The 5493-nt window shown below is 69.2% G+C and carries 6 protein-coding genes; all 6 read right to left on the minus strand.

Annotation, left to right across the window (positions count from 1 at the left end; translation table 11 throughout):
* Positions 1-238 precede the first annotated feature (238 nt).
* Positions 239-802, minus strand: coding sequence for a hypothetical protein (locus O3Q52_RS48070; RefSeq protein WP_269654773.1), 564 nt, complete (start codon positions 800-802; stop codon positions 239-241).
* Between the two features lie 235 nt (positions 803-1037).
* Positions 1038-1721, minus strand: coding sequence for a uracil-DNA glycosylase (locus tag O3Q52_RS48075; protein WP_269654774.1), 684 nt, complete (start codon positions 1719-1721; stop codon positions 1038-1040).
* A gap of 140 nt (positions 1722-1861) precedes the next feature.
* A complete protein-coding gene (locus O3Q52_RS48080) occupies positions 1862-3442 on the minus strand; it encodes an ABC transporter substrate-binding protein (RefSeq protein WP_269654775.1) in 1581 nt (526 codons plus the stop codon).
* Between the two features lie 209 nt (positions 3443-3651).
* A complete protein-coding gene (locus O3Q52_RS48085; RefSeq protein ID WP_269654776.1) occupies positions 3652-4407 on the minus strand; it encodes an SDR family oxidoreductase in 756 nt (251 codons plus the stop codon).
* Between the two features lie 17 nt (positions 4408-4424).
* Complete coding sequence (fabG, locus tag O3Q52_RS48090) at positions 4425-5186, minus strand: 3-oxoacyl-ACP reductase FabG (RefSeq protein ID WP_269654777.1); 762 nt, start codon at positions 5184-5186, stop codon at positions 4425-4427.
* Between the two features lie 157 nt (positions 5187-5343).
* A partial coding sequence (locus tag O3Q52_RS48095; protein ID WP_269654778.1) for a DUF3037 domain-containing protein occupies positions 5344-5493 on the minus strand: 150 nt, incomplete at its 5' end.

Here is a 5493-nt window from a genome sequence, read left to right on the forward strand (position 1 = left end):
GCCGCGGCACCAGGAGCCCCGGCGGCCGGAGCGCCCCGCGGTTCCCCGTCAGCCCGGGGCGACGGCTCCGGTGGGCACGGATGTGTGCGGCTTGGGCAGGCAGTACGGCGGCTGGAACCCGGACAGCCCGCAGGCGACCATCTGCAAGGACGTGTACGGACGTTGACCGACCGGGGCGCCGATCCGCCGACGGCGACGTAACAGCGACGTACAGGCCCAGGCGACCACGCGACGCCGTCTAGGGCCGCTGCCGCGGCGGCCCGAGCGTCTCGCCTCCCGGTCCTCTCCCCTGCCCCGGCGCCGCTTCCGGTGCCCCGCCAGACGGCCCCTCCTCGTCGAGCCTCAGCTCCAGGCGGCCGATGCCCGCCCGGACACCGTCCCCGTACGCGTCGTCGCCGAGGACGCCCACGGTGTCGCGGGCCCGGCGCAGATGGCTGCGGGCGGCCTCGGAGCGGCCGAGGTTCGCGTAGTCGACGGCGAGGCTCAGATGGAGGGAGGGATAGAAGGCCCGCACCGCGAGCGACTGCGGGTGCTCCGTGATCCGCGTGTCCGTCAGTGTGTCCGCCGCCGACAAGGCCCGCAGGTCCCAGGCGAGTTCGTCCGAGGGATCGTCCTGTGCGTCGGCCATGTAGTGCGCGAGCGTGCAGCGGTGCAGCGCGTCGCCGTCCTCGCCGATCTCGTCCCACAGATCCAGGAAGCGGCCCCGGGCCTCCTCGCGGTCACCGCCGTGGAGGAGCATGGCGACCTGCCCGATCCTGGTCATCATCGCGTCCGCCGCCGCCTGCTCCTGTTGCTCCGCCACCGGATCGTCCTCCACGCTCGTCCGCCGGCCGCAGCGCCCGCGCCGGTCGTTCCGTCACCTCTCCCGACGCTAACGGCAGAGACTGACAAACGAGCTCAGGCAGCCCCGGGGGCCCCGCGCGCCACTGGGCCAGGACGGTGACGAACGGCCCACCGACCCGCCGAACCTCGTGACGGCGGGTCGTGGCACGCGTCGTGGCGACGTGGTGACGTGTGACGTCACCCCAGGTCGGGGATCACCCCAGGTCGGGGATCCGCCAGTCGATCGGGTCGTGGCCCTGCTTGGCGACGGCCTCGTTGATCTGCGTGAACGGGTGCGAGCCGAAGAACTTCTTCGCGGACAGCGGCGAGGGGTGCGCGCCCTTCACCACGATGTGCCGCTCCTCGTCGATGAGCGGGAGCTTCTTCTGCGCGTAGTTGCCCCACAGGACGAAGACGGCCGGGTCGGGCCGGTCGGCCACGGCCCGGATCACCGCGTCCGTGAACTTCTCCCAGCCCTTCCCCTTGTGCGAGTTGGCCTCGCCGGAGCGGACCGTCAGCACCGCGTTGAGCAGCAGGACGCCCTGCTCGGCCCACGGCATCAGATAGCCGTTGTCCGGGATCGGCGTGCCCAGCTCCGCCTGCATCTCCTTGTAGATGTTGCGCAGCGAGGGCGGGGTCTTCACACCCGGACGGACCGAGAAGCACAGGCCGTGGCCCTGGCCCTCGCCGTGGTACGGGTCCTGGCCGAGGACGAGCACCTTCACGCTCTCGTACGGCGTCGCGTCCAGTGCGGCGAAGACCTCCTCGCGCGGCGGGTGGACGGGACCCTTCTCGCGCTCCTCCTCGACGAACTCGGTGAGCTCCTTGAAGTAGGGCTTCTGGAGTTCTTCGCCCAGGACGCCGCGCCAGGACTCGGGCAGCATGGCGGTGTCGGTCACGTCAACTTCCTCCGGTGTGCGCTCACTTCACGGCCGCGGAGCACGCGGCCATGGGTGGCCGCGCGAGGCGCGGCCACCGTCAGAGCACAGAACCTACAGGCGCCCACTGACAATCGGGCCCGAGTGCCCAAGTGCCCGCGCTACCAGCTGGTCTTCCAGTACAGCTCCCACATCGCCATCATCGTCGCCGGGTCGATGGCGTTCTCGGCGCCGCCGATCTCCTCGTTCGCTGCGACGTGCTGCTTGCCCTGCCACAGCGGCAGCAGACGGGCGTCGTCGAGGAGGATCTGCTGGGCCTTCTCGAACTCCGGGGCCACGGCGCCGCGGTCGCTCTCCCGGCGCGAATCGGGTATCAGCTTGTCGGTGATCTCAGGGGTGTCGTACGGCGTGCCGAGCGCGTTCTGCTCGCCCACGAAGGGGGCGATGAAGTTGTCGGCGTCCGGGAAGTCGGGGAACCAGCCGCGCCCGAAGACCGGGTACTCGCCCTTCTGGTAACCCCCGACGTACGTCTTCCAGGGGCGGCTCTTGAGCGTGACCTTGAACAGGTCGGAGGCCTCCAGCTGCCGCTTCAGCTCCTCGAAGGCCGGCTTGGTCTGCGAGCCGTAGCGGTCGGTCGTGTACCAGAGGGTGAGCGGGACGGGCTCGGTGATGCCGTCCTCCGCCAGGATCTGCTTGGCCTTGGCGGAGCTGGGGTTCCCGAAGTCGTCGAAGAAGCCCGTGGTGTGTCCGACCAGGCCCTTGGGGATCATCGAGTACAGCGGCTCGACGGTGTCCTTGTAGATGTTGTGGGCGAGCGCGGGCCGGTCGACGATCTGGGCGATGGCCTTGCGGACCGAGACCTTCTTGGCCCACGGGTCCTTGGGGTTGAACACCAGGTAGCTGATCTCGGTGGTGGGGTTCTCGACGAGCTGGAGACCATCGTCCCCACTGTTGTCCTGGATGTCCACGATGTCCGAGGCGCGCAGACCGCGGTAGACGACGTCGATCTGCTTGTCCCTGAGGGCGTCGGCCATCGCGGCCGACTCCCGGAAGTAGCGGATGGTGACGGCGCTGTTCTTCCGGTCCGCGATGCCCTTGTAGCTGCCGTTCTTGACGAGCTCGGCCTGCTTGCCCTCTTCGTAGGACTCCAGGTTGTACGGCCCCGAGCCGGTGACCTTGCCGTCCTTGCGGAGCGCGTTCGCGGGGTACTCCTCGGGGTCCACGATCGACATGGCGGGCGTGGAGAGCACGAAGGGGAACGTCGCATCGGGCTGGTTCAGACGGAAGACGACCTCCTGGTCGCCCTTCGTCTCGACCCGGGAGAGGCTGTTCAGCAGACCGGCGGGGCCGCCGTTGACGTTGATCTTCTTGATCCGGTCGATGGAGTACTTGACGGCTTTCGCGTCCAGCGTGTTGCCGTTGGAGAACTTCAACCCGTCGCGCAGCTTGCAGCTGTACACGGTGCTCGCGCCGTCGGTGAACCGGCAGCTCTCGGCGGCGTCGGGTTCGGGCTCGGACGCGCCGGCGGGGAAGTTCAGGAGGGTCTGGTGGACGTTGCGGAACAGCTCCCAGGAGTTGTCCCAGGAGGCCGCCGGGTCCAGTGTGCTGGGCTCACTGGTCGTCCCCACGAGGATCGACTTCCCCTCGTCGGAGGAGTTTGAGGAGAATACGCCGCATCCGGCGACCAGGGATATGGACGTGATCACCCCCATCTGACGCAGGTATCTGTCCCGCTTGAACACGCGCACGCTCCTCGATCGGCCATACCACAAGGGTGGGCGCACGATACCGCAGCGCCCGGCCGGTTGGGCCTTCACACTGGCAGGGCCCTTGATCAGCAAGTATCGCGGAAAGTGTCGGAACGGTCTCTTTCCTGGTAGCACCCTGGACAGGTGGACGCCCGGGCGTTTTTCGGCCAAGCCGCCCGGGCGTCCACGATCGAGATCCGTTGTCAGACTCCGGCGTTGAGGAACTTCCCGCCGTCGACCACCAGCGTCTGCCCGGTGATCCAGTCCGACTGTTCCGAGGTCAGGAACGCGGCGGTGCCGCCGATGTCCGACGGTACGCCGAGCCGGCCGAGGGGGTAGCCCGCGGCCGCCTCCTCCTCGCGGCCCTCGTACAGGGCCTTGGCGAACTGCGTCTTGACGACGGCGGGCGCGATGGAGTTGACCCGCACCTTGGGCGCGAACTCGTGCGCCAGCTGAAGCGTCAGGTTGATCATCGCGGCCTTGCTGATGCCGTACGCCCCGATGAACGGCGAGGCCTGGACGCCCGCGAGCGAGGAGATGTTGACGATCGCGCCGCCGTTCTCGCTCTGCCACGCCTTCCAGGTCCGCTGGGCGAAGCCGAGCGCGGAGACGACGTTGGTCTCGAACACCTTGCGTGCCACGTTGAGGTCGAGGTCGGCGATCGGCCCGAACACCGGGTTCGTACCGGCGTTGTTGATCAGGAAGTCGATGCGGCCGAACGCCTCCATGGTGCGCTCGACGGCGATGGCCTGGTGGGCCTCGTCGTGGGCCTTGCCCGCGACGCCGATCACGCGGTCGGCGCCGAGCTGCTCGACGGCCTCCTTGAGCGCGTCCTCGTTGCGGCCGGTGATGCACACCCGGTCGCCGCGGGCGAGCAGCGCCTCGGCGACGCCGTAGCCGATGCCGCGGCTGGCGCCGGTGATGAGGGCCACCTTGCCCGAGAGTTCCACAGTGGTCATGTCCCTGTCCCCCGGCCCTAGTTGAGCGGTCCGCCGGCCACGTACAGCACCTGGCCGGAGACGAAGCCGGCCGCGTCGCCCGTGAAGAAGGCGATCGCGTTGGCGATGTCGTCCGGGTTGCCGACGCGCTGGACCGGGATCTGGGTGGCGGCCGCGGCCTGGAACTCCTCGAAGCCCATGCCGACCCGCTCGGCGGTGGCGGCGGTCATGTCGGTGACGATGAAGCCGGGCGCGACGGCGTTCGCGGTGACACCGAACTTGCCGAGCTCGAACGCGAGGGTCTTGGTGAAGCCCTGCAGACCGGCCTTGGCGGCGGAGTAGTTGACCTGGCCGCGGTTGCCGAGCGCAGAGGACGAGGAGAGGTTGACGACGCGGCCGAACTTGGCGTCCACCATGTACTTCTGGACGGCCCGCGTCATCAGGAAGGAACCGCGCAGGTGCACGTTCATGACCGTGTCCCAGTCGGTCGCGCTCATCTTGAACAGCAGGTTGTCACGGAGCACGCCCGCGTTGTTCACCAGGATGGTCGGCGCCCCGAGCTCCTCGGCGACGCGCGCCACGGCGGCCTCGACCTGCGCCTCGTCGGAGACGTCGGCGCCCACCGCGATCGCCCTGCCGCCGGCGGCGGTGATCTTCTCCACGGTGTCCTTGCACGCGGCCTCGTCGAGGTCGATCACCGCGACGGCACGGCCCTCGGCGGCCAGTCGTACGGCGGTCGCGGCGCCGATGCCGCGCGCGGCACCGGTGACTACGGCGACGCGCTGCTCTGAGGTGGACATTGCTGGTTCTCCTCGCCCTTGGGAAGCCCTTGAAAGACCAAACCTGCGGCTCTCACGGTACGCCCCTCTGGTGAGCGACCGCTTAGTACCTTCGGCAGACGTGACGCTAGAAGCCTTGGCACCCAGTGTCAACGGCCTGCTCGGCCGGTGTGAGCCATTACCTGACCAGCAGGTCGAGCAGCCGCAGCGCCTCGGCGGCGGGATCCGCCGTGAGACCGGTGTGCACGGGCCCCGGCTGGACGACCGTGGAGCGGGGCGCGATCAGCCAGCGGAAGCGCCGGCCGGCGTCGTCGCGCGCGGCCTGACC

The organism is Streptomyces sp. ActVer, assembly GCF_027270795.1.
GTDB lineage: Bacteria > Actinomycetota > Actinomycetes > Streptomycetales > Streptomycetaceae > Streptomyces > Streptomyces umbrinus_A.